21 protein-coding genes and 1 pseudogene are annotated in these 25,377 nt (G+C 45.0%); 12 read left to right on the top strand and 10 right to left on the bottom strand.

What is annotated here, in order from left to right:
* Window positions 1-5: 5 nt before the first annotated feature.
* Window positions 6-821, bottom strand: coding sequence for a MerR family transcriptional regulator (locus OO774_RS19015; protein WP_264908373.1), 816 nt, complete (start codon window positions 819-821; stop codon window positions 6-8).
* Window positions 811-1,761: a DUF523 and DUF1722 domain-containing protein gene (locus OO774_RS19010; RefSeq protein ID WP_264908372.1), complete on the bottom strand. Its 951-nt coding sequence runs from the start codon at window positions 1,759-1,761 to the stop codon at window positions 811-813. Before OO774_RS19010 ends, OO774_RS19015 begins: the two co-directional genes overlap by 11 nt.
* A gap of 397 nt (window positions 1,762-2,158) precedes the next feature.
* Here OO774_RS19010 and deoD point away from each other — a divergent pair, with 397 nt between their 5' ends.
* From deoD to OO774_RS18975, 7 genes are all read left to right on the top strand, one after another.
* Window positions 2,159-2,869, top strand: coding sequence for a purine-nucleoside phosphorylase (gene deoD, locus OO774_RS19005; RefSeq protein WP_264908370.1), 711 nt, complete (start codon window positions 2,159-2,161; stop codon window positions 2,867-2,869).
* A 61-nt stretch (window positions 2,870-2,930) separates the two neighbouring features.
* Entirely contained in the window at window positions 2,931-4,400 is a 1,470-nt protein-coding gene (locus OO774_RS19000) for a lactate dehydrogenase (RefSeq protein WP_264908368.1), read from the top strand.
* Between the two features lie 145 nt (window positions 4,401-4,545).
* The gene (locus OO774_RS18995; protein WP_264908366.1) at window positions 4,546-6,030 is read left to right on the top strand and encodes a hypothetical protein; all 1,485 of its coding nucleotides are present in this window, start codon (window positions 4,546-4,548) and stop codon (window positions 6,028-6,030) included.
* Window positions 6,014-7,597, top strand: coding sequence for a GGDEF domain-containing protein (locus OO774_RS18990; RefSeq protein ID WP_264908364.1), 1,584 nt, complete (start codon window positions 6,014-6,016; stop codon window positions 7,595-7,597). The genes OO774_RS18995 and OO774_RS18990 overlap by 17 nt, the downstream gene beginning before the upstream one ends.
* A gap of 286 nt (window positions 7,598-7,883) precedes the next feature.
* The gene (locus OO774_RS18985; protein ID WP_264908363.1) at window positions 7,884-8,261 is read left to right on the top strand and encodes a DUF3302 domain-containing protein; all 378 of its coding nucleotides are present in this window, start codon (window positions 7,884-7,886) and stop codon (window positions 8,259-8,261) included.
* Window positions 8,261-9,394: an HlyD family secretion protein gene (locus OO774_RS18980; protein WP_264908360.1), complete on the top strand. Its 1,134-nt coding sequence runs from the start codon at window positions 8,261-8,263 to the stop codon at window positions 9,392-9,394. Before OO774_RS18985 ends, OO774_RS18980 begins: the two co-directional genes overlap by 1 nt.
* Before the next feature lie 228 nt (window positions 9,395-9,622).
* Window positions 9,623-10,171, top strand: coding sequence for an ECF-type riboflavin transporter substrate-binding protein (locus OO774_RS18975; protein ID WP_264908359.1), 549 nt, complete (start codon window positions 9,623-9,625; stop codon window positions 10,169-10,171).
* A 106-nt stretch (window positions 10,172-10,277) separates the two neighbouring features.
* Here the strand turns inward: OO774_RS18975 and OO774_RS18970 are convergent, their stop codons facing one another.
* The 3 genes from OO774_RS18970 to napG form a co-directional block, all read right to left on the bottom strand.
* Window positions 10,278-11,459 (bottom strand): MFS transporter, encoded by a 1,182-nt coding sequence (locus tag OO774_RS18970; RefSeq protein ID WP_264908357.1) that lies wholly within the window; start codon window positions 11,457-11,459, stop codon window positions 10,278-10,280.
* 92 nt (window positions 11,460-11,551) lie between these two features.
* Window positions 11,552-12,406 carry a quinol dehydrogenase ferredoxin subunit NapH gene (napH, locus tag OO774_RS18965; protein WP_264908355.1) on the bottom strand — a complete coding sequence of 285 codons (855 nt, stop codon included), beginning with the start codon at window positions 12,404-12,406 and terminating at the stop codon, window positions 11,552-11,554.
* Complete coding sequence (gene napG, locus OO774_RS18960; RefSeq protein WP_264908353.1) at window positions 12,406-13,176, bottom strand: ferredoxin-type protein NapG; 771 nt, start codon at window positions 13,174-13,176, stop codon at window positions 12,406-12,408. Before napG ends, napH begins: the two co-directional genes overlap by 1 nt.
* A gap of 376 nt (window positions 13,177-13,552) precedes the next feature.
* Here napG and OO774_RS18955 point away from each other — a divergent pair.
* Window positions 13,553-13,666, top strand: a pseudogene (locus OO774_RS18955) (GNAT family N-acetyltransferase); the annotation flags it as partial.
* Between the two features lie 132 nt (window positions 13,667-13,798).
* Here the strand turns inward: OO774_RS18955 and OO774_RS18950 are convergent.
* Window positions 13,799-14,074, bottom strand: a complete 276-nt coding sequence (locus OO774_RS18950; RefSeq protein ID WP_264908352.1) for a GNAT family N-acetyltransferase — start codon at window positions 14,072-14,074, stop codon at window positions 13,799-13,801.
* Between the two features lie 129 nt (window positions 14,075-14,203).
* Between OO774_RS18950 and OO774_RS18945 the strand changes: the two genes are divergently transcribed.
* Window positions 14,204-14,938 (top strand): flagellar brake protein, encoded by a 735-nt coding sequence (locus tag OO774_RS18945; protein ID WP_264908653.1) that lies wholly within the window; start codon window positions 14,204-14,206, stop codon window positions 14,936-14,938.
* A gap of 138 nt (window positions 14,939-15,076) precedes the next feature.
* On the opposite strand, the gene OO774_RS18940 is transcribed toward OO774_RS18945, so the two are convergent.
* Window positions 15,077-17,437 carry an AAA family ATPase gene (locus tag OO774_RS18940; protein ID WP_264908350.1) on the bottom strand — a complete coding sequence of 787 codons (2,361 nt, stop codon included), beginning with the start codon at window positions 17,435-17,437 and terminating at the stop codon, window positions 15,077-15,079.
* 195 nt (window positions 17,438-17,632) lie between these two features.
* On the opposite strand from OO774_RS18940, the gene OO774_RS18935 reads away from it, so the two are divergent.
* The gene (locus OO774_RS18935) at window positions 17,633-18,130 is read left to right on the top strand and encodes a hypothetical protein (RefSeq protein ID WP_264908349.1); all 498 of its coding nucleotides are present in this window, start codon (window positions 17,633-17,635) and stop codon (window positions 18,128-18,130) included.
* A 231-nt stretch (window positions 18,131-18,361) separates the two neighbouring features.
* Here OO774_RS18935 and OO774_RS18930 read toward each other — a convergent pair whose 3' ends face one another.
* Window positions 18,362-20,395, bottom strand: coding sequence for a prolyl oligopeptidase family serine peptidase (locus tag OO774_RS18930; protein ID WP_264908348.1), 2,034 nt, complete (start codon window positions 20,393-20,395; stop codon window positions 18,362-18,364).
* A gap of 165 nt (window positions 20,396-20,560) precedes the next feature.
* Window positions 20,561-21,460 carry a LysR family transcriptional regulator gene (locus OO774_RS18925; protein WP_264908346.1) on the bottom strand — a complete coding sequence of 300 codons (900 nt, stop codon included), beginning with the start codon at window positions 21,458-21,460 and terminating at the stop codon, window positions 20,561-20,563.
* A gap of 163 nt (window positions 21,461-21,623) precedes the next feature.
* Between OO774_RS18925 and OO774_RS18920 the strand changes: the two genes are divergently transcribed.
* Window positions 21,624-23,315 carry an L-lactate permease gene (locus OO774_RS18920; protein ID WP_264908345.1) on the top strand — a complete coding sequence of 564 codons (1,692 nt, stop codon included), beginning with the start codon at window positions 21,624-21,626 and terminating at the stop codon, window positions 23,313-23,315.
* Window positions 23,316-23,614: 299 nt separating this feature from the next.
* A complete protein-coding gene (lldD, locus tag OO774_RS18915) occupies window positions 23,615-24,757 on the top strand; it encodes an FMN-dependent L-lactate dehydrogenase LldD (RefSeq protein ID WP_264908344.1) in 1,143 nt (380 codons plus the stop codon).
* Between the two features lie 118 nt (window positions 24,758-24,875).
* Here lldD and OO774_RS18910 read toward each other — a convergent pair whose 3' ends face one another.
* Window positions 24,876-25,223 carry a helix-turn-helix transcriptional regulator gene (locus tag OO774_RS18910; RefSeq protein ID WP_264908342.1) on the bottom strand — a complete coding sequence of 116 codons (348 nt, stop codon included), beginning with the start codon at window positions 25,221-25,223 and terminating at the stop codon, window positions 24,876-24,878.
* Window positions 25,224-25,377 lie beyond the last annotated feature (154 nt).

Raw genomic sequence — 25,377 nt, 5'->3', positions numbered from 1 at the left:
CCTCCTTAGCTGTTCTCTACTGGATCAAGATGAAGTTTCTTTATCACCTCAGAACATTGAGCCTGGTCGGGAAATCGCGTTTGCATCGCTTTCAAGACCTCAACCTGTTTGGCTGGTAGCGCTTTATTCGAAAACAAAAAAATACGCTGATAGTGTTCGATGACCGGATGATCCGCCAAACCGGAAATATCATTCACGTTATCAATTAAAGTCGTGTGATAACCTTGCTCACAAAGTAATGCCGCCTGAATCCAGCTTTCTGCTTCTCGGGTTTGTTCAAAGCAAACCAGCAAACACTTCCCTTTAGAAGATGCCTTGTTTTCAGAATCAACAATAAGAGCTAGCCGTTTAATAAGACACGTCTGAAAAAGCCCCATCTGTATTGAACGAAGCGGCCCTTTGACGAGATCCAATGCGTCAAAAACTGGCTCGATAAACTGCTCAACCACTAGATTTAGGGGATACTCTTTCATCACCGATGACAGTACACTTTCTGTCTTGGCATGATTAAGATCGGATAGCGCGGAAAGCAGTGTTTCAACCTCTTCCAAAGCAGGTGCCTCATCGCCGATTTCTAACTCGTCACCTTTACCTAGCAAGCCTTTAACCTTACCAATGGCGATGCCTTTCGCCAGCCAGCTTTGTACCTCTTTAATCGTATCAATGTCCTGCTGGCGATACAGACGATGACCTTTCTCTGTTCGCTGAGGTTGAATCAGATTGTATCGCCTCTGCCATGCTCGCAGGGTGACGGGCTTTACCCCGGTTATCTCGGCAACATCTCTAATTGCGTACAGTTTTTCTTCTGAACTACAAGCCATAACGTAATCTCATCTCCTGCGGGTGTGGCTCTAAGTATTTTTGCTTCTGTAAATACTCATCTGGGTAAGTATTCAAATAGTGTTTGATGAGGGTTAGCGGGGCAAGTAGCGGCAGCACTCCGGTACGATAATCATGAATAACCGTTGCTAACTCTTCTTTCTCATCTTTGGATAATGCACGTTTAAAATAGCCCTGCAGATGCATCAATACATTGGTATTATTTTTGCGGCTCGCTCGATTTGAAAGAGCTTTCATTAGTCCCAGACGATACTCTGCATAAAAGTCTTCAATCTCGTAGCTTGCAACATCCGCAACTAAACGGCCTAACTCTCGGTATGATTCTGGATGATGCGCCATTAGCGTTAATTTATAACGAGAGTGAAAATCAATAATTTTGCCACGGGTTGGCTCTCCTGACATCGATTGATAAAAGTCATTCAGACAGTAGACGCGAGTAATAAAATTCTCTTTCAGAACTGGGTCATTTAAACGACCATCTTCTTCAACTGGCAGCCATGGCATCTTTTGCATCAGTGTTTGCGTATACAGCCCCACTCCTTCCTTAGAAGCATGGTGCTTGCTGTATACTTTTACGCGCTCCATGCCACACGTTGGCGACTTAGCACACACTATATAGCCACACAGCTGCTGCTCCTGCAGCTCATCCACTTTATCAGCAGAGTAAGCCAACATGTTATCCGTGTGGTCATTCTCGGGGTTTTTAGTCTCTACGAGAGCTATCCGTTCCTCATCAGAAATCAGACGAATGGTAGGTCTAGGAACTGGCATACCAACCCCGACTTCTGGACAAACAGAAACGAAGTCGAAGTAATTGCTGAGCTCCTTGGTCACAAAGTTGCTGACCTTATGACCAGAATCAAATCGAACACGCTCACCGAGTACACAAGAACTGATACCAACTTTGATTAAAGATTCCATAATAACGCCACCCCTATACAAAATTTTTACATGTATAACTTATAGCAAGTCAATCCAAATTGTACAAGAAATTAAATTGTACAATTTAATCGTTTTACTTCGCCATCGTGGATGTCGATCACCGAGAGTTTAAAAATAATTTCCGTTCACACCACCGATTCTGTGTGCGCGATCAACAAACCTACCTCAAGCAAATCGATTGCCTTTTCGTTTTCAACAGATTTGGTTATAATCATTGCCATTAGTTTCCATAAGGGTGTTTTTTGTGACCAACCTCTCAAGGGAATGGTGTACTCCCCGATACTATTGCCTCAACGAAAACGAACGAATTCAACAGAATTGGTAACAAGCATCTATACTAGATGCGTTTTATCAAACAAAACTTTGGAGAGCACTTATGGCAACCCCACACATCAACGCACAACCAGGTGATTTCGCTGAAACAGTTCTAATGCCTGGCGATCCTTTGCGAGCGAAATACATCGCAGAAACTTTCTTGGAAGATGTGCAGCAAGTTTGTGACGTTCGCAACATGTTCGGCTTTACTGGCACTTACAAAGGTAAAAAAGTATCAGTTATGGGCCACGGCATGGGTATCCCATCATGCTGCATCTACGTACACGAGTTGATCGCTGAGTACGGCGTGAAAAACGTTATCCGTGTTGGTAGCTGTGGCGCTGTGCGTGACGACGTAAAACTGATGGACGTTGTTATCGGCATGGGTGCTTCTACAGACTCAAAAGTAAACCGTATCCGTTTCAATAACCACGACTTCGCAGCAATCGCTGACTTCGGTCTTCTAGAAGAAGCTGTGAAACAAGCACGTGTACAAGAAGTTCCAGTAAAAGTGGGTAACGTATTCTCTGCCGACTTGTTCTACTCACCAGAAGCAGACCTGTTTGAGAAGATGGAAAAACTGGGCATTCTGGGTGTCGATATGGAAGCCGCAGGTATCTACGGTGTTGCTGCTGACCTAGGTGCAAAAGCACTGACTATCCTGACCGTTTCTGACCACATCATCCGTGGTGAAAAACTAAGTTCTGAAGAGCGTCAAAAGTCGTTCAACGACATGATGAAAGTTGCACTAGAAACCGCAATCAACATCTAAGCAATTAATTATCTGCAGCCAATGCCTGACTGGCTGCCCGAATTACCCAGAGGGGGCGATCGTGTCTAACGGCGAACTGCCAAAAGATGCAGATGGGTTACAACTCAACTTTTGTAAAACATTGGCGTGTGACAACTTTGGATTGAGTGATGCAAAACGTTACGTTCTGCAACGTGCTAACCCTAAGCGTCCGGCGATGGTATGCCGTGAATGTGGAGCTTTCCCCCCCTTACTTAACAACCGCGATGTCGTGAATGAACTTCATCGTCTACGTCACCTTCATAGTGACGGATTGCCTGCCTGTCGTAATAACGACTGCGAAAACTTTGGCCTTTCTGTCCACACACACAAACACCTCTACCACGCGTTTGGTTACAGTGGCGATCGCCAACGTTACCGTTGTAAAGCGTGTCAAAGTACTTTTGTTGACAAGTGGTCTGGTGCAAATAAAAAGCTTCTGTTCCAAGAGAACCTGATGGCATTATTGTTCACGGGTTACTCCGTGCGCGAGATCTGCCGCAAGCTCAGTATTAACCCAAAAACGTTTTACGACCATGTGGACCATATTGCCAGTCGCTGTCGGCGTAAATTAGCGACTATTGATGCGCGCTGGGTAAACCATGCGAGTCAGTATGAGTTAGCGTCAAACTACATCGCTTTGCAGCCAAAGAGTAACAATGGCGTTTACTGGATCGTTTCGGGCGAAGCACACTCTGGTTATATTCTTTGTCAGCACGTAAACTACGCTTCTGATGAAGAACCAACAGGCTCGCTTGATCACAACCCTTACGACCAGGTTTCTCGCTTTGTCTCTCAAGAGTACACCGCAGAAGCCAGCGAACCACCAGCTGCGCCTTCAAGCAAACTTCGCGAACGCATCGACCAGAAATACCAAACTATTTTGGCTCGCGGGAATGTGGAAGACCCGCTTGGAAATCTAGCCACCTTTCACTATCCATCCAAAGGGGCGCTTATTCGTCCTCCTTATACCTCATACGCGCATTATTTGCATGTTCTTGATATGTGTAGTCCGAGCAAGCGCGTGTCTATCTACATGCCTCAAGATCCACTGCTTCGCTCTGCGGCATTGAGCGTCTGTCTAGCTCGTATCAAAGAGAAAAATATCGACCTAATGTATGTAGACGAAGACCCAGCATGGGACATGAACTTACCATTGGGTAAAATTGATATCGCTTACATGAGTTGGTGGCGCGATCGCTGGGCAATTTCCAACCAAGGCAACAACAGCAAAGGAATTTGTTACCTAGCCGGTGATCACAATGAATCTGAAAAATGGTTCAATGTAGCAACAACACGTCAAGTACAGTTCTACCAACATAGATTCCAGCTACTTTTTGAAAGCTTCATCAACGAGCCGCGTCGCAAATTAAGACCTGGAGGTTTGTTGCCTCTTTTAGACATCTTCAGAGCTTGGCATAATTTGTGCTATCAAGATAAAGAAGGTCTCACTGCGGCTCAAAGGCTCGAAGTTACTGACGCTCCTTTGACGATTAAACAGCTCCTATCCTAACAGCCAGAATTATTAGGAGCCATGACGCTATCGATGAGATCTCAGATGATTTATGATGTAGTACTTGATCTGCTCTCGTCATGAAATGCGCACCTAACAGTGCAGTAAGGTGTAAATTCCAGTTCGGTAGTCATGGATATAAACGTTGGATAGAAGCAAAACTCAGCTAGAAAATGAACTAGCACGGCTTAAAAAGCAAATTAGATCTCAACCTGAATCCACTTTGTGCAAAGCAGAGCAGTTGCGTGCTAGAGCAGAACAAATGTTGTTTATCGAAGGAGAGATCCAGGCCCTTCTTATCATGGCACACTGCTGCTGGTGCGCCATGGATTATCGCCAAGGGTTAAAGCTGATCAAGATAGCCAACGATAAACAAAGCCAGCTCGATAGCGATGACCACCTTCCAGAGATTCTTCACACATCTGCGCTCCAGTATTGGGGACTAGCCAAATATTTTTCAGCTCAACAATTCTGGATTAACGCCCTCGAACAGTCCGCCCTTGTCGATAATATCGAAATCCAACTTGAATCACTGATCGGGCTTGGTAACGTTTGGCGTATCACCAATGAACATAAACTTGCCGCCTCAACCCATGAGTTAGCCGTCAAGGTGGCAAACAACCTCCGTATTTCCTGTCTGGAAGGTAAAGCCCGTATCTTACTAGCGTGGGATTACTACCTACTGAAGGATTACGTCAAAATGTTGACTGTTCTAGATGGCGCAACCGAAGCACTTAAAGATCATGAAGATTCGACATGGCAAGCAGAAATATGGGATTTCAGAGGGCTGGCTCTACTTGGATTAGAGCGACTAGACGCAGCAGAAGTTGCGACGAAAAAAGCGCATCAGATTGTGATGGAGCATGATCTCACCTGGATGAAAGCACATTCGTTCATCAGCAGGGCTCGCCTGGAACTCCTGCGTAACAATCCCGAAAGTGCAACAAGGTTGTTAGTGGCAGCAGAAGAGTCTGCGCGACATTTTGATCACGGTGAGCTACTTAGTCAGATTTGCTACCAACAATCACGTGTCGCAGAGGAACAAGGTCACTATGAAGTTGCATTCCACGCTTTCAAAAAATACCGAAAACACTCGCTTAAAATGCTAAAAGAGCAAAGGCATCAACTCAGTCAGGATAAAGCACAAAGTTCCAAGCGCAAACTGGAGCAACGCGCTCGTAAACTGATTAACCATATTCGTTCTCAGCATGAATATGACCCTGAGAAGCACCTCTCAAACCTTGTTTCAGAAACCTACTGGTGGGAGCAGCTAGTTCTGTTCAAAAGTGAGCTTAAACAGTCAAATCATGCGATTATCATGATCCGTCACGCCGAACCGGATTTTTTGGATGCCTGTACCGAACTCGTCCACGCTTTAACCGCACCAAAGGATTTAGTGTCCCGCCTTTCTACTGACAGACTTGCGATGTTGATAGCGGACAAAGGTCAGGCTGCTGAAACGATGTATAAAACGGTCCAGTCGATGGTTGAAATTTATCCATGGGAAAGGCAAGGCCTGAAAGGACCAGCACCCACACTGTATTTACAAGATATTCTGACTTTCCCGTTCACATTAGAGCAATTAGAACAAAGCCATAGAGAGGTAGCGAAAAATGGAGCAATTGCTTAATAAAGTGACTCAGGCTGGTATTGATCCATCTTCTGTAACTGGTGAAGAAGCGGTTGCACTGTGGAAACATATCCGAGTACACATTGCAGAGACTCGTATCGAAAAAGCACATTGTTATATCATCAGTGCAGAGTATCGCAGAGAGATAAGACAGCTAAACGACAGTATCACTGAACTGAGACAAGCCCTGGAACATCTCACCCTCCCAGAGAATGCGGACGATATTTTATCGGTTAAGTCGAGTTTGTGTGAACATCTCGTTGAGATCGGGGATTATGATTCAGCGATGGCAGTGTATGTTAAATCAACCAACATCGCGGTGGACTACGGCTTCATAGACGAATATGTGCTAGCCATCATCGGTATGGGTAACTTGTGTGATGCTTATGGTGATCACGAACGTGCACTACGATTTTACAAAAAAATCGAGTCGATAGATCATGCGATCAGCAGCCGATCGTTGCGTTTACGCTACAAACTATACATGCTCTCGTGTTATATCAGCCTCAAACATACCGATCAGGCCATGGAGCTACTCACTGAATGTGAAGAGCTCAGTATTTTGGTCAGTGATAAAAACCTCGCAGGTCAAATTCATCTTTACCAAGCTAAACTGCACCGCTTGAATAACGACTATACCAACGCGTTACTGTCACTATCTAATGTTCAGTATACTTCGGGTAGCTCTACAACGTTTTGGCTGTCTGCTATGGTCAAAATGGAAACGGCATACTGTCTGAATGGAAATGGGGATACCTCTTTAGCCAACCTAATAATGGGCTCGGTAGCGAAGCGAATAGAGAGACACTCTTCCGCTATGCTTGCATGCGGTTTTTATAATGCGATGAGCGAAATTAGAGCTTCTCAGGGTCAATTTGAACTCGCACTAGATTGCGAAAAACGTGCGTTTCGTATTGAATCGGAGTTGGTTAAACGTATTCCTATCTGCGAGTTGGGCACTGCACAGCTTCGTCGCTTAGATCGCTTTGAATTACAGCTCAAACTTATCTTGTCAGAGATTGAAAATAGAGAACTCAAAGAGACGACAAAACAACACAAGAACACCGTTGCTCAATTACAACAAGACGTCTTTACGGACCCATTAACGTCTTTGCACAATCGCCGCTGGTTGGAAGTGAAACTCAAAGACTTGCTGCTTCAAGAGACACGTTTTGCTTTGCTAGTAATTGATATTGACCACTTCAAGTCGATCAATGATGAACTGAGCCATTTAGTCGGTGACAAAGCGATCCAGAGCGTGTCTGAACATTTGTCTGACTACTTTAACTTTCCTGGAGCTTCGTGCATTCGTTTTGGTGGTGAAGAATTTCTCGTCATTCTGGAAAACGACAAGTTAACACATGCCGAAATCCACGCAGACCAATACCGAGAGCGAATTTACCAATACAATTGGAATGACATCCTAGGAGAGCGCGGCCTGACGGTTTCGATTGGTATTACCGTTCACCGAGAAGGAGAAAATACGCAGCGTACCTTTTATCGTGCCGATAAAGCGCTTTACCGTGCTAAAGCCAATGGCCGCAACCAAGTTTGTACCGAGTTGTAAATCGTCACCAGCGCTTGGACTACACTCCCGGTCTGCGATTGAGTGATGGCCAGCTCAACTCGTTGCTGTCTCTCCTAAGCACTGCAATTCTTTTCCATTCCTTCCCTTATCGGTCTATTACTTAAATATACTGGATGCTAGTCTGCTAATTGAGCTGGGACAAAGTACCTTAAAGTCAACTGAGCACAAAAGTCAAAAACACTTGATTCATTTATATTTGTATCAAATACTTAAACAACTCATTTACGTAACTTTTTTCATATAGCAACGAGCACGGGTAAGTAAGATGTTTCTAGATTATTTCGCACTTGGGATACTCATTTTCGTGGCTTTGGTCATTTTCTACGGGATCATCGTCATTCACGATATCCCCTATGAAATCGCCAAAGGACGTGAACACCCTCATCAGGACGCCATTCATTATGCCGGTTGGGTGAGTTTGTTCACTCTCCATGTTTTATGGCCTTTCCTGTGGATTTGGGCAACATTGTGGCGTAAAGAACGAGGCTGGGGCTTTAAACAACTGGAACAAGAAACACACGATATTCATCACCGCCTGGAAGAACTTATTGATGAAGTGACCGAATTAAAAAAAGAAGTATCGGTATTGAAGCAACAAACTCAACAACAACCGACCACTGACCTAAGTAAAGAGGAAAAATAATGGATTTATTGTTGATCCTGACTTATACAGCCTTCTGTATAGCGATTTTCAAAATTTTTAAGATTCCACTTAACAAATGGTCGGTTCCGACGGCAGTGCTAGGCGGGGTTGTATTGATAGGCACGCTCGTGCTTTTAATGAACTACAATCATCCCTTTACTCAGATAGGTAACCAGGTCTACCCGACAACACCTATCGTTTCTGGTGTTCGTGGCCGTGTAATCGAGGTGCCAGTACAACCTAACCAACCGTTAAAGACAGGCGATGTGCTGTTTAGAATCGACCCGACGCCTTTTGAAGCCGAAGTGGCACGCCTTGAAGCAAAAGTAAAAGAAGCAAGCCAAGGAGCTTTAGGCTTAGAATCAGGTGTACAGGAAGCGCGAGCTGGTGTAATCAAGGCTCAAGCCGAGCGTGACAAAGCCAAACGTGAGTATGATAGATACCAAAGAGGCTTTGATCGTGGCGCGTTCACCGAGCAAGATCTGGATACTCGACGCCAAGAGTACAAAGCCACAGAAGCGATGCTTGAAGTCGCACTACAACAGCAACAGCAAGCACAAATCGCACTAGACTCGGAAGTGGGTGGTGAAAATACTCAAGTTGCTCAATTGCTTGCAGAGTTACGCAAAGCCGAGTTCAACTTAGAGCAAACGGTGGTTCGCGCTCCGACCGACGGCTACGTAACCCAACTCGCATTGCGACCGGGCGTAATGGCAGTCCCTCTGCCACTTGCTCCGGCAATGACCTTTGTTCATACCGAAGACACCCAGTTCTATACTGGGGCATTTAGACAAAACTCGCTACAACGACTAGAACGGGGATTTGAAGCTGAATTCATGTTCCGTGCGATCCCGGGCCGTGTATTTCGAGGAGAAGTCGTCGAGGTCATTCCTGCGATTGGTGAAAGCCAGTTCCAAGCTCGTGGAGCCTTGGTAGGTACAGAGGCACTTCGCACCAGTGGACGAGTGTTCGTAAAACTCAAAATCACTGATGATTTAAGTGAATACCATCTTCCGATGGGTACCGCCGTTGAAGTCGCCGTTTACTCAGACAGCTTCCACCATGTTGCCATCATGCGTAAAGTGCTTATCCGCATGAAGAGTTGGCAAAACTATCTTTACCTCGACCATTAATACTTAGGACGGTACACATGTTCAAAAGAGGAGCGAATATCCGCTCCTCTTTTTTATCGACCCTTCCGCGATAGACGTGACTTTACTCACACGACGTCTCAAATAGATCTCGTTCCAATCCCAATCCACTTGGTTGCTGCTAAGCTGTAAGAGACAGCAAAATTAGCGATAATTCAATGTAATGTAAGTAAATGACACTCAAAGCCGACTACTAAGCAGAGGCTCTCTATGAATTTTTCAAGCAAAACTCTCATCGTTATTGCTACTGGTGCTTTACTCTACGGTATCGGCGGTTTACCCATGTTTGGCGTACCTGTCTTTGCGAATACAACATTGAAACCAGCCATGGTGATATTGGCCGTGTACTCGGTATTATTCGGCCCCATTGTTGGCTTTTTGGTGGGTATTATCGGCCACTGGATAACGGATCAGTTCGCGGGTTGGGGAGTATGGCTAACCTGGGTTGCGGGCTCTGGTGTCGTTGGTCTGGTTATTGGACTATTCCCTTACCTGACGCGCCATCGTTTAGACGGTGGGGACTTCAGCAGACAAGATTTTATACTCTTCGTCGTACTTGCTCTTATTGGTAATATTTTGGGTTATGGTTGCTCTGCTTATCTTGACACCATCTTCTATTCCGAACCATTTAATAAAGTATTGACGCAGATGCTAATCATTGTCGCAGGAAACACGATACTTATATCTCTTATTGGCTACTTCATCATCCGAACCATAGCTAAACGCAATAAGGGCAATGACAGGCTAACAGAGACTTAATCACACTAGTACTACGCTTTATATCGTCCTCTTCAGAGACAAAAATGGGATGCATCGGCATCCCATTTTTAAATCACCCAAACGTGAGTGGATGGCTAATTAAGCCCTAACTCCACCTCAACACGCGAGTTTCATTGCCTTCTTCTGGCTTGGCAGGAATGTTGAGCGAAAACAACAAACTCACTGCCGCCATGCCAGCGCCAATATAGAAAACACTAGAAGGTGAAACCAGCCAGATAACACCAAACGTAACTGGGATTACAACCGCTGCAATATGGTTGATGGTGAATGCTACGCCCGCCGTCGATGCCATATCTGCTGGATCAGCTATCTTCTGGAAGTAAGTTTTAATCGCCAATGCCAAAGCAAAGAACAGATGATCGACCACATACAGTGCTGCTGCCCATTCCGCAGTTTGAACTAATCCGTAACCAACAAACACAAAGATCAAACCGACGTATTCAAACATCAACGCCTTACGCTCTCCGACAACACCAATAAACCGACCAATTCGTTTAGCGAACAGGAAATTAAATAAGTAATTAATCAGAAATAGCAAGGTGATATCCGCCGCTGAATAGCCAAACTTCTCTACCATTAAGAACCCTGCAAAAACGGTGAAGATCTGACGACGAGCGCCACTCATAAACGTCAGCGCGTAGTAGAGCCAATAGCGTTTACGCAACACTAACTTCTTATTCTGCGGTACTGTCGATTTAAACTGAGGGAAAGCAAATGCCATCACCAGGATCAACACAAAGCCTATTCCACCCATAACCATATAAACCGTTTTAAAGTCCAGTTTAAGTTGCTCTAGCATCAGCCACAATGCGCCATAGGTAACCAAAGATGCCAGCGCACCTACCGAAATAAACTTACCAAGCATCTCTGGCGCTTCGTCTTTAGACAACCACTGTAACGAAAGGGACTGCTTCAACGTTTCGAAGTAATGGAATCCAGTAGACATCAACAAGGTCGTAAAAAGTAAGCCGTACAGAGAGGGAAAATAACCTGTTATTGCCGTGCCTAATGTCAGCATAGCCAGAGAGACCAGCATGAAGCGTTGCTCGCGAATAAACAGCAGCACAAATACGGCGGTAAACGACAAAAAGCCCGGTACTTCACGTACGCTTTGTAACAAACCGATGTCTGAGCCATCAAAGTTTGCTTTTTCAATAACGAAATTGTTAAGCAGTGCCATCCAAGTTGAAAAGGCGATAGGCACAATAATGGAGATAAGCAATAAGAAGTTTTGCGGTGTTCTCCAGCCTTGAGATGAGGTATTCATGATGCATCCTTTAGATATGAAGGCATCATCATAGCCCTAAATGTAACAAATTCGCAATATCATTCTAATTTGACGCAAAAGTAAAATAACGCTTAATCGATATTTTTTACGTTCAGACGATTTGTAAATTCAAAGACGTGTTCCGGACACACATCCAAACAACGTCCGCAGCTGATGCAGTTTTGATCCATCACCCGGCGATCCCCTTCTTTTAACGGTAACCTCAAAACCTCTGGTTCTGGACAGATATAAAAACAATCCATGCATTTTGTGCAAGCTTCACGTCGTACAGCGGCCACTCTGAGAATACTCTTTCTGCCGATGACACCGTAGGTTGCCCCAAGAGGGCATAAGTGACCACACCAGCCATGTTCCACCAGTAACAGATCCAGAACAAAGACAAGCCCAACTAAAACCCAACCCGCTCCCATGCCAAACACAAGCCCTCGGTGCAACGCGGCCACTGGGTCTATCCATGTCCAGAGAATCGTGCCTGATAATGCACTGCCTAACATCAACACTGGAATTAACCAGTAGCGCAGTGATGGAGACCAGCGATAACTCGCTTTAATATTCAGCTTTCGCCGCAGCCAGGCAGCAAAGTCTGTCACCACATTCAAAGGGCATACCCATGCGCAAAATGCTCGTGGCGCAAGAATCGCATAAAACACAATAACGATGGCTACCCCTAATAAGACATTAAACTCCGGAACATGCCCAGTAGCCAAAGACTGCAATACAATCAGCGGATCGCTCATAGGAACCGTATCGAGCAACATACTAGAGGAAAGGTTGCCCGAAAAAACACCTAGCGTTGGTCCAGCCATAAACAACGCGATAATAGTAAGTTGGCATAACCTGCGTAAGATTAGGAATCGGTGTGCTCGCCACCAGCCAAGCTTTTCGATCGCCTCTTTACCGGCATTTTGCGCTAAATTTTTAGCCATTACTTACCTCCTTTTAGAGACTCAAGTGCACCTGTCGGTACAGGGTTCTCTTCTGGAAGCACGTTCTCTAAAGGTTTATCTATTTCCTGCCAACCGAAGTTGTAGTGGCTACCCACTTTGCCTTTCGCTAAGTCCGTAGGCACCACTTTGATTGCAGAAACATCCAGTACACAGGCCTGCTCACATTTACCACAACCTGTACAGACCTCAGAATTAACGGTTGGGATCAACTTGGCGTGGTAGCCTGTGCGGTCGTTGTGAATTTTTTCTAAAGTAATCGCCTCGTCAATAAGAGGACAGACTCGATAACATACATCACAACGTAAGCCCTGCCAGTTAAGGCACGTTTCGTGATCGATGAGCACGGCAGTACCCATACGAGCATCATCGATATTGGTCAATTCAGGATCGAGAGCCCCACTTGGACACGCAACCACACAAGGAATATCATCACACATTTCGCACGGTATATCGCGGGCGTTAAAATAGGGTGAGCCGGTTGCAACTGGGGACAATAGTGTGGCAAGTTTTAATGTGTCGTACGGGCATGCTTGAACACATAACCCACAACGAATGCAAGCTGATTCAAAGTCGCCTTCCGGCAGTGCACCTGGCGGCCTTATTGGCACACCTTTGGTTTCTCGGGCTTGGCTTTGTAAAGACTGTAACCCCAAGACACAGGCAGCAGCACCAACGCCCATTGCAGTTCGAGCAGTATCACGCAAAAATCGGCGACGACTTTGGGATAATTTTGACGGGAGGGATTTCATCACGTTTCCTCAAAGCAGCTCCTTTATCAAGTTAAGCATAAATAGCCCGAAACGCCGTGCTTCCCTATACCCCATAAGAGGTAACTCCAACATCTATTGATACAAATCAACTGTAGGGTCTTACCTACTTCACAGTTTGAAAACCCTCTTTCTCCGCCAAAAAGCGAATTCACCACAATTGCCTATTAATGCGTCCAGCTTTAGTATAAAAATCCAACATATTTTCAATCTAGTCGCTATTTTCAGCCCTAAATCATTATATAAATTCAAAGCACCAAAAACATAACCCATTAATTTTAAAAGTTTAAATTTACTAAAACATAAAAAACACTATTCAAATTGAAGAATAGTAGTTAGATTAAGGTAAAACAAACATATAGGAGAGAAGCATGGCTTCGAGATCGAAGGCGAAGCAATTGATGGCTCCTTCCGCGATGGCGAATTCATCAATACCTATTACATGGCACGCATAAGACCGAGTAAGAATTAGAATTCAGCCTCCTCATGGAGGCTTTTTCATTCAGATTGGCCTTTCAGATAAGCAATCGCTCTCGCGGTCAACGCTTCAGTGTAGGGATTAATTTTCCGATGCTTTGGTATAAAGGGTTAATCATTGATGCTCCTATGCCAATAGATGCGCCCATTGTTGATTTTTACCGATGTAATGCCCGACATAAGGGCAAGCCGGAACAATTTTGTAGCCCAATGATTCAATTTCTGGCAACACAGCTTCCATCATCACCTTACCGCAACCTTTACCTCTTAGTTCTTCAGGAACCACTGTAGATGTGATATGCATTTCGCCATTGTGCAGTTGATACTCAACTTTGGCGCTGAAGCCTTGCTCTAGTTCAACCCAGAAAAGGCCATTTTCGACGTCGTGAGTCACTTTTTGCATAACTTACTTCCTTATTTCCCGTTAGCTTATTGAATCGAACTATATCACTGAATAAAATCAAAGCCACGCTAGGAAGCCCAGTCATTTCATATCAGCCCCTTTTCAGGTTCGACCATAATAATGAGAAATATGATAATCAAAGCCAGAGATGGCAAGCGACCTTCTCAAAGTCAGAGGGAACCAGAACGTCAGGCGACAACACTAAATAGCACCGATGCAATGGCAATGGTTGAACATGGTAGTGAAGTTTCTTTAAGTGTGACCACGCCAGTCGGAACCAAGTTTATGACCCACAGCACTTTTGTTGGCTGCCATTCCAACCATACCGCACTGGTAGAAGTGCCAAATATCTCAGAAGAAGATCTCAAGTTCTACTTTCAAGAGGGATTTTGGGTCAACATTAAAGCCTATTCGCAACGTGGTGAAGGTGCGGTTATTCCTTTTCGAGCACAAATACTGCATCGCTTAGGTGAACCTTATCCATTATTGGTTCTCAACCTGCCAAATACGATGCAAGTGTATCAGCTCAGGAAAGAAGTTCGTTACGAAGTCAATTTGAAAGCTCATGTACGCTTCGAAACACATCGCAATGAATGTGAGATAAGAGATATTTCACGAAGTGGCTGTCGCTTCGTAACTTCTCCCATGAGTCGTCCGCTACAAATTGGTGATTTGATTTGGTTAGATTTAGTCATTCCCGAAGAAAACCGTATGCTAACCCCACTTAACGGCCGAATCTGTAACTTGCAAAAATCGACACATTATTCCCGCTATGGCGTGGAGTTTGATGACGTAGGAAAAACCAATGCAAAGCGCTTACTGAGCAACCTCAAATTTGATGGCACAAAACTCACGTTAAAGTAGCACCGAGACTTACTTTATCGTTCTTCCTGTGCAAAAAGATGAGAAAAAGGCACTGAATGTGCCTTTTTCTTGTGTAGTTCAGTCAGAAAATTCTTGTGTAGTTCAGTCAGAAAATGGGGGCTTTGGCCATAATCCGGTCTACTTTCTCAATGCATTGAGCTTCGCTTGTGCAAGGCCAAAAATTGTATCAATCGGATAAGACCCCTCTTCTGTTGGCTCTCCTGCGACTTTTCCGGTGAACAGCTCAATCGCTTCGGTAACGTGGTCTATGGCCCATATATGAAACTCACCTTTTTCGACCGCTTTGACGATATCCGCGCGTAACATTAAGTTATGTGCATTAGACGCCGGAATGATGACTCCTTGATCATCATGACGCCCTTTGATGACACAGACATCATAAAAACCTTCAATCTTTTCATTTACGCCACCAATAGGCTGTGCTTCTCCAAACTGGTTCATTGAACCTGTGATGGCGATGTCCTGACGGTTTGGTTGCTTAGAAAAAGCAGACACAACCGCGCACAACTCGGCCATACTGGCACTGTCTCCATCAACTCCACCATAAGACTGCTCAAAGGTAATCGTAGTGGTGAGTGGAACACGTGCATTTTTACCAAACACAGACGACAAATAAGCCGATAAAATCATGACCCCTTTGGAGTGAATACTGCCACCGAGATCGACACTGCGTTCGATATCAATGACTTCGCCGTCACCGTAGCAAGTGGTTGCAGTAATACGGTTTGGTGCACCAAACATATAGTCGCTGGTACTCAGCACAGACAAAGCATTAACTTGTCCGACCGCCGCACCTTCTGTACGTATCAAAGTCGTACCATTGATATACGACTCCATCACACTGTCACGCAAGCGGCTCACACGCATTTCCTGATTCTTCAGCGCTTCTTGTACATGTCCGGTTCGAATCATGTTGGAGTTGGCCTGACGAGCAACGTAGTTTGACTCTCGGAGCAAGTTAGCAATGTTGGCAGAATGCAGCGACAGTTTGGATTGGTCCCCTGATAAGCGCGAACTATATTCGATAATACGGGCAATGGCTTTCTTATCACAATGCAGCATGTTGTTATCGTGGACGACACTAGAAATGAAACGCGCATAGTGCAGCTCAGACTCAGGCGTTCGGCTCATTTCATCTTCGAAATCGGCCGTAACCCGGAATAGCTCGCTAAATTCTGGATCGTAGTGCTGTAACAACTGATAAGTTCGGTAATCACCAAACAGGATTATTTTGATATCTAACGGAATCGGCTCTGGATCGAGTGACACCGCACCGGTTAACGTCACTTCTTTCTCTAGTGAGGTAAAGCTTAACTGACGCGACCGAATCGCACGCTTTAGGCCATCCCACACATAAGGCTGCTCCAGCACTTTCTGTGCATCCATCAAAAGGACGCCGCCATTGGCTTTGTGCAAACTACCTGCCCGGATAAGCGAGAAATCAGTAAACACGGTGCCTTTAAACGTTGCCGTTTCAATTGAACCAAATAGCGAGTGATAGTTAGGGTTCTCTTCGACAACAATTGGGAAATCACTGTTACAACGACTGACCAGTACATTCACTTTATAGCGACGCGGTAACTTCTTATCTAAAGACGCAGTCGCTATTTCGCCTTGCTCACCACTTTGGTCAAGGAAAATATCGGCGTTCTCGACGATGTCTTTTTGCAATTCAGTAAGGTAAGTTTTGATCTCTGGGTACTGTGAATAATCATCCTTAAGCGTCTTAATGAAGTGAGTAATCACATCCAGTGTTACTTCATCATTGAGCTTTTTGATCTTATCACTAAAGGTCTCTTCCCATTCCGTGAGTTCACGTACCATGGAGCGCAAAGCCACTTCCAATTCATCAATGGCATCGCTAAATTGCTCTTGCTCTTTTTTGCTCAAAGCATCAAAAGATTCTTCGGTATGCAGTTCATCGCCATTCATTGCGACGAATTGGTAGTCACCTTGTGTTGTGATCGTCAGGCTGATGCCTTTGTCTTTCGCTTCCTTACTGATACGATCTAACTCGTTCTGTTGCTTGCTGGCGAGTTGATTTTTTAAACGATCAGCGCGGCTAAAGTACATTTCATTATCGAAGGCCAATGGTAATGCATTGAGTAATTTACCCATTAAGGCTTCTATATCAACTCGCAGTTTATTACCGATACCGCAAGGCAGTTTCAATACTTTAGGTGTGCGGGTGTCTTCAAAATTTGCGACATAACACCAATCAAATAACGCTTCTACATCGTGTTGATGACGATTTAAGTAACGCAAAATCATAGTACGTTTACCTAAACCATTCTGACCGATTGCGTAAATATTGTACCCTTTCTCCTTGATAGACATCGCAAACTCAACCGCTTTTTGAGCGCGTTCCTGCCCCACGATTTCATCAATTGGAGGTAATTCCTTGGTAGACTTACATGGCATATTCTCTAGATCAGCTACAGAATACAACTGCTTAGGTTCTAGCCTTAGTATTGCCATATCCGCTTCCTTTTTCTTATTGTGTTCAATTGAGTGTAGAGATTATTTGTTTAATTTTAAGTGATTTACATTACATCGCGGTCTAACCGAACACTTTATGAACAACTAAACCATAAAAAATGACAACAACACACACTTGCAATTGATAACTATTTTCATTTAATATCATATACAATCTAATTTGGGGAGTTGGACATGGATATTGAACAATGCTGGATGCGCTACATGAAAGCTGGGCAATTAATACAAGAGGGTCATTGGCCTGAAGCTCATCGTTTATATGAAGACGTACTTAATCATTTACCCAATCACATCCATTCAGCATTGGAAAACGACCACACCAAGCCCTGCCAATTTATTTGTCTTATTAGCGGACTACGTGATGCTAGCGTGGCACAGTCCGAGATTCTTAATAGGCTCGGTTCGCAACGTGCAGCTTTTTCAGCACTCAACCAAACTTATGCGCTATTTCAATTTTTACAATTGGAAAGCCATGATCTGATTGAGCGCTTAAGTCACCTAATCGCGCAGCAAAGTGAAGACTTACTTGCACACATGGCAGCATTTTGTACCGCGCAACGTAACGCTGAATGGATGATTGAATTACAACACGTGACTCATGCACACGAACAATTTTTACATTTACAGGGCATGATATCTGGCGAATCAGCCGATATGCGTCTCTATAATTAAGCCTCAGTCCATGATTTAGGATCGACGCATCATTTGGCACAGAGAACTTTGTATTCACTGAAAATGGGCATAGCTGCCTTTCGGTTTGGCCGCCGAAACTGGTTGGTTCAAAGAGTCAGACATAGTCAATCTGATTCACTATACTGTTGTCAGTATGACTTGAGTTCCCCCAACCATGAAAAATGCCGCGATTTTATCGCGGCATTTTTTATTCTTCTAACTCATCGGTCGTTATACCGACTCGATGCCCATATTGTATAGGGTAAACGCATAGATATCGGTTGTAAGATCGATTTGTTTACTCAGCGGCATGCCCGCACCATGTCCTGCATTGACATCGATTCGAATCAATACCGGGTTTTCGCCTTGATGTTTATCTTGCAGTTCGGCAATGAATTTGTAGGAATGAGCAGGCACCACACGATCATCGTGATCGGCAGTGGTCACCAGCGTTGCAGGGTATTGCACGCCCTCTTTCACATTATGTACAGGCGAGTAACCAAGTAGATACTGGAACATCTCTTCACTTTGCGCAGACGTACCAAAGTCGTACTTCCAGCCTTCTCCAGAAGTGAATGTATGGTATCGAAGCATATCAAGCACTCCCACAGCTGGCAGTGCCACTTTGAACAGCTCTGGACGTTGAGTCATGCATGCACCGACCAACAACCCGCCATTCGAGCCACCACGAATCGCCAAGCGTTCTGAACTTGTGTAGTCGTTCTCGATCAAATATTCAGCTGCAGCGATAAAGTCGTCAAATACGTTCTGCTTTTGCAGCTGAGTGCCGGCATTGTGCCATGCCTTGCCGTATTCACCACCGCCTCGCATATTCGCTACCGCATAAACACCCCCTAGCTCGAGCCAGTTGGCCACATTGCCAGAGAACATTGGCGTCAAGCTGATATTAAAACCACCATAACCGTAAAGCATGGTCGGCGCACTGCCATCAAACTGAGTGCCTTTCTTATAGGAGATGATCATCGGTACTTGCGTACCGTCTTTTGAGGTGTAGAAAACCTGCTTTGACTCATACTCGTTACGATCAAATGGCGCTTTAGATTCTTGATAAAGCTTCGATTCACCGCTTTCTACATCAAAAGAGAAAATCGTCGGCGGGGTGACGTAATTGGTAAAGGTGTAATACAGCGTGGTTTGTTCTCTCTTCCCAGCCAAGCCATATGCCGTGCCTTCGTTCGGTAATTCAACATCACGAATCCATTCACCTTGGTAGTTGTATTGACGTACTTTCGACAGGACATCCACCATATAAGTAGCAAATAGATACCCGCCGCCTTTACCCACTTCTAACGGCTGCTCTTGCTCTGCAATGACCTCTGCCCATTGTGAGGTTTGCGTGTTGTAACTGACGACTTTGCCATTTGGCGCATCAAGGTTGGTATAAAACAGCAGGGTTTCGTCGTGATTATCGATTAGGTGCGTATCGCCTTGCGTGGTTTCACGTAACGTCACAATCTCTTGTGCTGCTGAGTTCAAATCGACATAGAACAGACGATTACCGGAAGTCGATTCCGCGCCAGAGATAATTAAATAGCGATCATCGGTCGTTGTCGACGCGAATACATAACGATGCGTCTGAGAGTCCAATCCGCCAAACACGACTTTATCTTCAGACTGTGCAGTCCCAAGCTCATGATAATAAAGTTTGTGCTGCTCAGTACGCGCTGACAGTTCGCTGCCTTCTGGCTTATCGTAGCTGGAATAGTAGAAGCCTTTGCTGCCCAACCAGGAAATGGAGGTAAATTTCGCGTCGACAATTTCTGGCTCCAGCTGAGCTTTGGTTTCCGCATCAATCACAAAGATCTTACGCCAGTCACTGCCACCTTCAGAGATAGAATACGCGACTAAACGGTTATCTTTTGAAAAGCTCACTTCACCAAGAGAAGTGGTCCCCTCTTCAGAAAAGGTGTTGGGGTCTAAAAATACTTCCGCCTCACCCTTTCCTTTGCGACGATAAAGTACGCTTTGGTTTTGCAAACCATCATTTTTATAAAAATAGGTGTAATCACCGCGAACAAATGGCTGTGAGTATTTCTCATAGTTTTGGCTGCTAGCGACCAGATCGCGGATTTTCTGGCGATAAGGGATCTGACCAAGTAGATCAAAAGTCACTGAGTTTTGGCTTGAGACCCAGTTTGCCGTTTCTTCACTGCGATCATCTTCTAACCAGCGATAAGGATCGGCGATATCGTTTCCAAAGTAGCTGTCCACGACAGAATCTTTGCGAGTTTTTGGGTAATGCATAACGTCCGTGTTGCTCCGTTTAATTATTTATTTTGATTTTAATTGAGAGTAATTCTCAACACATAGCTTAGGGCGCGAGTATTTGATTTCAACTAAAAGATTAAAACATTAATTAAATTGATACTTAACACGCAGTTTGTATTGACATGGGCATGTACCCAAAAACTAAAAATAATGTGAAATCGCTAAGTAACGATCACGAATGTGCTCTATTAATAGCTTTACTTTATTCGGTGGTTGGCGAGTAAACGGATATACCGCATAAATGCCCAACTTTTTGCCCACCAGTTCTGGGAAAATATCCACCAACTGGCCATTACGAATATCGTGATACACCAAGCACCTTGGTACGTAGGCGATACCATGGCCACCTAGTGCCGCTTTGCGAAGCGCGGTGGCGTTATCAGTAGAAAAACTGCCCGACACTTTAACAATGTAATTGCCGTCATCACTTTTAAACTCCCACTCGGAAGCGCCGGTGGTTTGGTAGGCGTATTGAAAACAGTTATGACGCGTCAAATCGATCGGTTCTACTGGTTTACCGTTTTTGGCTATATAAGAAGGAGAAGCACACACGACCCATTGAGAATCGAGGATATGCCTTGCAATTAAGCTGGAGTCTTCAAGATACCCGGTACGAATCACCAAATCGTAACCATCAGCCACGAGATCAACGAAGCGATTATCGAGCGACATATCGACCGTTAACCCGGGATGAAGGTTGCAAAATTCGGCAACTGCATCAGCTAGAATCAAGTCCCCAGAAATAGACGGCACGGACATCTTAATATGTCCGCTTACATTCTCTCCAAAGCCTGCAACTGCATCCATAGCCTCCTGAGTGGCTTGCTTCACATTTTTAGCACTATGTAATAACACCTTCCCCGCTTCCGTCAGGGTCAATTTGCGTGTTGTTCGATATAATAGCTGCGCGCCGATTTCTTCTTCCAATCTGGCAATTCTTTTACTAACTACCGAATTTGTAAGGTTATTTGCCTCAGCAACCTTACTAAAACTACCCAGTTCCATTACCTGAGAAAATAGGATTAAGTCGTCTGCTCTCATTTGATTATGTCACTTTTGGAATTAATTATTTTCATTATTTCCCTATATCTAAAAAAAATAAAGGAGTAGATTCACGCCAAATTAACAAAACCATTACAACAAAAAGTCGCCTCTACAACGGAAACATACCGTTCAAAAAAGTCTGCGAACGAAGGATGTACAAATGAGTGAAACCCTACTTGCCCTCGTGGCATTTTCGCCAATTGTTGTGGCCGCCATTTTATTGGTTGGTCTCAACTGGCCCGCAAAAAAAGCTATGCCTGTTGCGTTCGGTCTTACCGTCGCTATCGCCCTAATGTTTTGGGATATGTCAGCTACTCGCGTACTGGCCTCCGTATTCCAAGGTCTAGGAATTACCGTATCTGTTCTCTGGATCGTGTTTGGCGCCATCTTCTTGCTCAACACTTTAAAACACACTGGAGCGATCACAACTATCCGTAACGGCTTTACCGATATCTCTGCCGACCGCCGTGTTCAAACGATCATCATTGCATGGTGTTTTGGCTCGTTCATCGAAGGGGCATCTGGCTTCGGTACGCCAGCGGCGATTGCTGCGCCTTTACTCGTTGCGATTGGCTTCCCTGCAATGGCAGCCGTGCTAATGGGCATGATGATTCAGTCTACACCAGTATCATTTGGCGCTGTAGGCACACCGATCATCGTCGGTGTCAATAAAGGACTGGATTCACATAATATTACCGAGACATTGGTAACCCAAGGCTCATCATGGGAAGCATACCTACAGGACATTACTGCTCACGTAGCGGTTATCCACGCGGTTGTTGGTACTATGATTCCAGTGTTAATGGCAGTGATGTTAACACGATTCTTCGGTAAAAACAGAAGCTGGACAGAAGGGCTCGATATCCTGCCATTCGCTCTGTTTGCTGGTATCGCATTCACGGTTCCTTACGCATTAACTGGCGTATTCTTAGGTGCTGAGTTCCCATCTCTGATTGGTGGCCTTGTTGGTCTCGCAATCGTGGTAACTGCAGCGAAAAAAGGCTTCCTGGTACCAAAAACAAAATGGGATTTTGAAAGCGAAGACAAGTGGCCTGCAGAGTGGTTAGGCTCGCTGAAAATCAACATTCAAGAAAAATCTGCTAAGCCAATGAGCCTAGTAATGGCTTGGGTTCCTTACGTATTGTTGGCTGTGATTCTTGTTGCTAGCCGTGTAAGCGCAGAGTTCAAGGGCTTCCTGCAAAGCATCAGCTTATCTTTCAGCAATATTCTTGGTGAAGCGGGCGTTAGTGCTGCAATCCAACCGCTATACCTGCCTGGTGGCATCCTGGTGTTTGTTGCGCTACTTGCGGCACTACTGCAAAGCGGCAGCGCGAAACCACTTCGTGAAGCATTCGGCGAATCAAGCAAAACACTGATTGGTGCTGGCTTCGTACTGGTATTCACCATTCCAATGGTACGTATCTTCATTAACTCAGGTATCAATGGTGCCGACCTTGCGAGTATGCCGGTAACAACCGCGAACTTCGCCTCTGACCTTGTAGGTACTGCCTTCCCTGCATTGAGCGCAACGGTTGGTGCACTGGGCGCGTTCATCGCGGGTTCGAACACGGTATCAAACATGATGTTCAGCCAATTCCAGTTTGAAGTCGCTCAAACGCTGTCTATCTCAAGTGTAATTGTCGTTTCACTTCAAGCGGTAGGCGCAGCAGCGGGTAACATGATTGCGATTCACAACGTCGTAGCAGCATCAGCAACAGTAGGCCTGCTGGGACGTGAAGGTGCGACGCTACGTAAAACCGTTATCCCAACGTTCTACTACCTAGTTATGACGGGCATTATCGGTTTGGTACTGATTTACGGATTCAATATGACAGATCTCTTGATGAAGTAAACAAAAGCGCAGGGTGTCGCCGCCCTGCACGATTTTGACACAGCTATTAGCAACACTACCTGCATAGGTTATTTTACCTGCAAATCTCCCCCGGTAGCTGTGTCACCTTCAATCACTTTACATAACTGATTGAATAATTGGACTGATTGTTCAATCAATTATGTAAATTGGTTACTAGAATTACGCTATCTGATAGTAGTACTTCTTTGTTAAACCGTATTCTGATGTCGTCAGCTACTCCGTAGCGATGAGAAACAATGCTCCACAACTTTGCTTAGAATAAACGCTAGGACACAATTATGATTATATCTGCTTCTACCGATTACCGCGCAGCCGCTAAAGCCAAGCTACCTCCATTTTTATTCCACTATATTGATGGCGGCTCTTACGATGAACGTACTCTGAAGCGCAATACTGACGATTTAGGTGATGTCGCACTTCGTCAACGCGTCCTACGTGATATGGCTGATTTAAGCCTGGAAACCGAGATCTTTGGTGAGAAACTCGCCATGCCTATCGCACTTGCTCCTGTTGGTTTGACGGGCATGTACGCACGCCGCGGCGAAGTGCAGGCAGCACAAGCAGCAGAGAAAAAAGGCATTCCGTTCACCATGTCTACCGTTTCTGTTTGCCCAATTGAAGAAGTTGCTCCAGCAATTGAGCGTCCAATGTGGTTCCAGCTTTACGTGCTAAAAGACCGCGGCTTTATGAAAAACGTTCTGGAGCGCGCAAAAGCGGCAGGAGTAACGACGCTGGTCTTCACGGTTGATATGCCCGTACCAGGCGCGCGCTACCGCGACATGCACTCTGGTATGAGTGGCCCTAATGCCGCAATGCGCCGTGTATTTCAGGCGATGCGTCACCCAAGCTGGGCATTGGACGTAGGTATGCTGGGTAAGCCGCACGATTTAGGTAATATCTCCACTTACCGAGGTGAACCAACTAAGTTAGAAGATTACATTGGTTGGCTAGGCGCAAACTTTGACCCGTCAATTTCTTGGAAAGATCTAGAGTGGATTCGTGACTTTTGGGATGGCCCAATGGTGATCAAAGGCATTCTGGATGAAGAAGATGCAAAAGACGCGGTACGCTTTGGTGCAGATGGTATCGTGGTATCCAACCATGGTGGTCGTCAGCTAGACGGTGTGCTTTCTACCGCTAAAGCTCTGCCAAGCATCGCTGACGCGGTTAAAGGTGACCTGAAGATTTTTGCTGACTCTGGTATTCGTACTGGATTAGATGTCGTCCGCATGCTTGCTCTTGGCGCGGACTGTACCCTTCTGGGGCGTTCTTTTGTCTACGCACTGGCAGCACAAGGTGGGACTGGTGTAGAAAACCTGCTTGACCTGTACGACAAAGAAATGCGTGTAGCGATGACATTAACAGGTGCAAAAACGATTGCCGATCTTTCACAAGACTCACTGGTGAAAATACCCAACTAAAGCCAATATACGACTAAAAACGAGCCATTTAAGGCTCGTTTTTAGTATCTAATTAGCTAGGGACTGTAAACGTGGTCGAAGAGTCATTTTAAAAGTGAGTGAGACCAAACGACAGAGACTAGCTAACTTGATGCACGTATTCGATCACAACCTGGTTGCCGTCGATAAACACGTTACTTATGTCGCCATCCACCGTTACTCGACTTTGCAGGTGTACAGAACCAATCGCAGACATTTCTCGCTCATTCAAAGTCGGAATCACTTGACTAGGTCGCACATGTAACTGGTCACACAGCTGTTTAACAAAACCTAACGTCAGGGGTGAACTACCACGTAAAAAACCAGAAAACTCATGTAAGCTTACTCCCAGGCGTTTCGCCATATCCATTTGAGTAATGTGCATTTTGGCTTTTTGTGACATCCAAGTGTTATAGAGCGCATTTCTATCCTGCTCTGTAAATTCCATATCTGCCTCCGCTAATTTTAAGTGGCAATACCCTCTCATACTTGCTTCGGCTTAATGTTAGCGATAAGTCAAAGAACTTATAATTAAACGTTCAGGCCCTGTAAGGTAATGCTATTCAACTCTAACTACAATCATGCAGATTCAATACAATCCT

The sequence above is a fragment of the Vibrio sp. STUT-A11 genome (assembly GCF_026000435.1).
Lineage (GTDB): Bacteria > Pseudomonadota > Gammaproteobacteria > Enterobacterales > Vibrionaceae > Vibrio.
This window is presented reverse-complemented; position numbering and strand designations above follow the sequence as displayed.

Bases quoted from the DNA above. Each gene is read 5' to 3' on its own strand.
- lldD (WP_264908344.1), top strand. From the start codon at position 23,615: ATGATTATATCTGCTTCTACCGATTACCGCGCAGCCGCTAAAGCCAAG.
- deoD (WP_264908370.1), top strand. From the start codon at position 2,159: ATGGCAACCCCACACATCAACGCACAACCAGGTGATTTCGCTGAAACA.
- napH (WP_264908355.1), bottom strand. From the start codon at position 12,406: ATGGCTAAAAATTTAGCGCAAAATGCCGGTAAAGAGGCGATCGAAAAG.
- OO774_RS18935 (WP_264908349.1), top strand. From the start codon at position 17,633: ATGGATATTGAACAATGCTGGATGCGCTACATGAAAGCTGGGCAATTA.
- OO774_RS18975 (WP_264908359.1), top strand. From the start codon at position 9,623: ATGAATTTTTCAAGCAAAACTCTCATCGTTATTGCTACTGGTGCTTTA.
- OO774_RS18925 (WP_264908346.1), bottom strand. From the start codon at position 21,460: ATGAGAGCAGACGACTTAATCCTATTTTCTCAGGTAATGGAACTGGGT.
- OO774_RS18990 (WP_264908364.1), top strand. From the start codon at position 6,014: ATGGAGCAATTGCTTAATAAAGTGACTCAGGCTGGTATTGATCCATCT.
- OO774_RS18920 (WP_264908345.1), top strand. From the start codon at position 21,624: ATGAGTGAAACCCTACTTGCCCTCGTGGCATTTTCGCCAATTGTTGTG.
- napG (WP_264908353.1), bottom strand. From the start codon at position 13,176: ATGAAATCCCTCCCGTCAAAATTATCCCAAAGTCGTCGCCGATTTTTG.
- OO774_RS18945 (WP_264908653.1), top strand. From the start codon at position 14,204: ATGATAATCAAAGCCAGAGATGGCAAGCGACCTTCTCAAAGTCAGAGG.
- OO774_RS18940 (WP_264908350.1), bottom strand. From the start codon at position 17,437: ATGGCAATACTAAGGCTAGAACCTAAGCAGTTGTATTCTGTAGCTGAT.
- OO774_RS19015 (WP_264908373.1), bottom strand. From the start codon at position 821: ATGGCTTGTAGTTCAGAAGAAAAACTGTACGCAATTAGAGATGTTGCC.
- OO774_RS18930 (WP_264908348.1), bottom strand. From the start codon at position 20,395: ATGCATTACCCAAAAACTCGCAAAGATTCTGTCGTGGACAGCTACTTT.
- OO774_RS19010 (WP_264908372.1), bottom strand. From the start codon at position 1,761: ATGGAATCTTTAATCAAAGTTGGTATCAGTTCTTGTGTACTCGGTGAG.
- OO774_RS18910 (WP_264908342.1), bottom strand. From the start codon at position 25,223: ATGGAATTTACAGAGCAGGATAGAAATGCGCTCTATAACACTTGGATG.
- OO774_RS18970 (WP_264908357.1), bottom strand. From the start codon at position 11,459: ATGAATACCTCATCTCAAGGCTGGAGAACACCGCAAAACTTCTTATTG.
- OO774_RS18985 (WP_264908363.1), top strand. From the start codon at position 7,884: ATGTTTCTAGATTATTTCGCACTTGGGATACTCATTTTCGTGGCTTTG.
- OO774_RS18950 (WP_264908352.1), bottom strand. From the start codon at position 14,074: ATGCAAAAAGTGACTCACGACGTCGAAAATGGCCTTTTCTGGGTTGAA.
- OO774_RS18980 (WP_264908360.1), top strand. From the start codon at position 8,261: ATGGATTTATTGTTGATCCTGACTTATACAGCCTTCTGTATAGCGATT.